The sequence below is a fragment of the Streptomyces sp. NPDC051133 genome, from assembly GCF_040682635.1.
GTDB lineage: Bacteria > Actinomycetota > Actinomycetes > Streptomycetales > Streptomycetaceae > Streptomyces.
The window spans coordinates 1-2549 of record NZ_JBFBBK010000176.1 but is presented as its reverse complement, the minus strand read 5'-3'; the positions used below and the strand labels follow the sequence as shown (position 1 = coordinate 2549).

The window sequence follows — 2549 nt, the reverse complement described above, 5'->3', positions numbered from 1 at the left end:
ACTGCGGCGGTGGGCTGTTCTCCTCTGTTCGTGTAGTCACAACGTCGACGATAGCCGAGACCGAACATGCTGCACCAGGTTCGGAGGTGCCGTACTCGCTGCCACGGGCGAGCATCGCGCACTCGCGGAAGCCTGCCCTCCACGCGTGGAAGGGGCTCTGGTTGAACCGGGTGACGCCCGCGCTCTGTTCGGCGAACTCAATGCGGCCCGGGAGGGCGGCGAGCACGTCCACCGCCTCGCCCATCTCGCGCAGGGCACTGCGGCGGATCAGCTTCAGCCCACCATAGCCGTAGGTCAGGCCGTTGACCGGGTTGACCGCCCGCCACACCCGCATGGACACGCCCTCGTCCAGCGGCTCGACCATGGCGGGGGCAAAGTCGGTGTCGATGGCGAAGTCGCCGTCGGCGAGGAAGAACTGCTCGCGGTCGACGACCTCGGCGCACAGCCGGTAGGCCCGGTGGACGCGCAAGGCGACGAGATCACCGTCGAGCAGACGGCCGAGAACTACGCGGCTGAGGTGGCGCGGTGGCGGGAAGTACGCGGAATGTCCAAGCGGGCGTTAGCGCTGGCCATGGGGTACGACCCGTCCTACGTCAGCCACGTGGAATCGGGCCGTCACAAGCCCAGCGAGGAATTCTCGCGCCTCGCCGACGAGGCCCTGACCGAACGTGGCCTGCCCCTCGGGAATGGGGCAGGCCGCTGGCGGTAGTTTTACCCAGCTGCAACGAAGGAAAGTCAGCTGGAGTCATCCCGTCCGCGGTTGACCAGGCCGCGACACCGCCAGGCGTCTAGGCATGTTCAGAGTTCATCCTCTCAATGGGCCTCGCCACTGCGGAAGCCAGCGCCCCTTTTGACCGACGGTCTCAACACAATGCAACCAACTGCCACTGTGATGCCATTAATAGAGCACCCTCCGTTTCAACGATGCGGCAAGTCACCCTCATTAGGTAGCCGCACGCTGTAAAATTTTGACACCTCCCCTTTACAGGCATGTCCGCGCGTTCGAGTCCCCTCCCCTCATTGACGCCATGCATCTGCATGCATGGCGCTTTCTATCGCGAAAAGGGTACCTGTGCAAGGGGGCCCAGGCGCAACTTGCTCTCCCCCGAATCTGTATCCGGTGCACCTGTAAGAGCGGGGTTAGATGAGCCGCGTGCAGTTCTACTGCGAACGGGGAGCTTGTTGCTGTGTGCGCAACAGACCTTGATGACTCTTTCGTGTGTTGTCAGAGTGTGACGTAAATACTCTGCTGTTTACGTATCCAACCTATCGCTTCCAGGTGAGCTCCTCGAGTACCCGACGGTCACCCACCCTGATGAGCGTTCCGGTACTACACAAAAAGATTAGAATGATCATGTGAGCGAATATGATTCGCACGAGCACCTTTCTGTTAGTTGCGGCAAAGCCAATGGATGGACCGTCCTCGAGGTGGGTGGTGCGGCCGTTGTTCATATGCCTCCCGAGATTCGCGAGGTAATCATGGCACCCTTGGAGGAAAGTCATCGGCGCCTTGCCCTTGACTTTTGCGTCGCGTCATTCCTTGACTCGATGGGCCTCGGCTTAAGTCGTAGCGTGAAAAGAACTAGTGATTACCAAGGATGGCTGCGTATTGCATGTTGTTCACCTCAGACGCTGAGCGTATTTCGAATCGGGGGGCTGAGCCAAGCCTACGAAATTTATGCAACACCTGGGGCAGCTGGGCGGGGGGCCGCCATTTGAGGCGTACCGAAGTGGCCACACAGCCGTGAGGATTGGAGGCTTCTGCGCCCGGGCGAGTGGCCGACCGGCCCGTGCTTCAGGCGCTCTTCAAGGCGACGTTCAAATCATTGCGGCTCGTCGGAAAGCGTTGAGCGTTAAGAGATCATGCTGGATTTGACTTCAGATCAACCGGAATAGGCGATTAGGCCGCGCACAGCACAATCCGCATCTGCGACGAAGAGAAAGTTGAGATCTTCTGTGAACGAGATACCGATGTGTCGACTGTACGAGGGCCGCTGGGTGGTCAGCAGGGTATGGGTAAGCAAGCTGACTGGGGCATCCGTTGCCACTGTCGGACGATGGTACGCACGTCGCCACACGGATCCCGAGGCGCACCGACACCCCGAAGTGGTCTGCACCCTGCAGCGGACACACTACTTTGACCAACAAGCCGTGCTTGAGTTCTGGGGAGGCTGGCTGCAGGACATCGGTGCCGGGCCACTCGGTAGCACCGGACGCAGCCGGGAGGGACGCGCGAAAGCCGTGGAGCTGGCCTTGATCGCGCTCCGGGAGAACGGTGGGTACCGCCGTGGCATGGCCGCACGCCTTGCACGCCAGCACGGCGGTGTAGAACGCAGTTGGCAAAGAGCCGTCAATGAGGCCCGCACTCTTTTCAGCGGCAATGTGGCCTGTTCGGTGCCCCGCAGGCGAGTGAGCTCTGATCGGGACGAGGACCTCGGCCCTGTAATTCCTCGGCTACTGCCGCGTCCAGACCCCCAGCCCCTGCTGCTGCGCTTTTCCGTTTCGGGCTTCGAGGGGGAGGGCTGGCTGTTTCCACCCGCGCGAAGCGC

3 protein-coding genes and 1 pseudogene are annotated in these 2549 nt (G+C 61.4%); 3 read left to right on the top strand and 1 reads right to left on the bottom strand.

Annotated features, from left to right (window positions below; translation table 11 throughout):
- Window positions 1-469, bottom strand: a pseudogene (locus AB0N17_RS46040) (hypothetical protein); the annotation flags it as partial.
- On the opposite strand from AB0N17_RS46040, the gene AB0N17_RS46035 reads away from it, so the two are divergent.
- The 3 genes from AB0N17_RS46035 to AB0N17_RS46025 all read left to right on the top strand — a co-directional run.
- On the top strand, window positions 458-709 hold the full coding sequence (locus tag AB0N17_RS46035) for a helix-turn-helix transcriptional regulator (RefSeq protein WP_366017641.1): 252 nt from the start codon (window positions 458-460) through the stop codon (window positions 707-709). The pseudogene AB0N17_RS46040 and the gene AB0N17_RS46035 sit on opposite strands and share 12 nt — an antisense overlap.
- 647 nt (window positions 710-1356) lie before the next feature.
- Window positions 1357-1719, top strand: coding sequence for an STAS domain-containing protein (locus tag AB0N17_RS46030; protein ID WP_366017640.1), 363 nt, complete (start codon window positions 1357-1359; stop codon window positions 1717-1719).
- 432 nt (window positions 1720-2151) lie between these two features.
- Window positions 2152-2549 (top strand): hypothetical protein (locus tag AB0N17_RS46025; RefSeq protein ID WP_366017638.1); only part of this gene is annotated, 398 nt, incomplete at its 3' end.